Source organism: Dellaglioa sp. CoH-55-MRSF-8 (genome assembly GCF_056782195.1).
In genome coordinates this window covers 1-237 of sequence record NZ_JBXAYH010000267.1, presented here as the reverse complement: position 1 = coordinate 237, position 237 = coordinate 1, and the positions used below count along the sequence as shown (strand labels likewise).

Below are 237 nucleotides of genomic sequence, written 5' to 3'. Positions count from 1 at the left end.
CAGTTGAACAAACTTCGTGCACGCGCCATGCTGGGCGCCACAGCGCTGCTCACCGTTGCGGGAGGGGTGGTAGCGACGTCGGTTCCGGCGAGCGCGGCCACCTTCACTCAGCACGTCGGCGTGCTCTACACCAACAGGATCTATCACTACGCGGATTCGTTCGGAACGATCCAGCATTGGGTGGTCGCGCAGGGCAACAAGATCTACGCGCCCAAGGCGAGTCCGGGTGTCTGGTCC

At 63.3% G+C, this 237-nt stretch carries 1 protein-coding gene; it reads left to right on the top strand.

Translation table 11 applies throughout. The annotated features are described in order from the left end of the window. Positions 1-237, top strand: a 237-nt coding sequence (locus AC1RPW_RS08710) for a hypothetical protein (RefSeq protein WP_481769565.1), incomplete at both ends; no start/stop codon positions are given.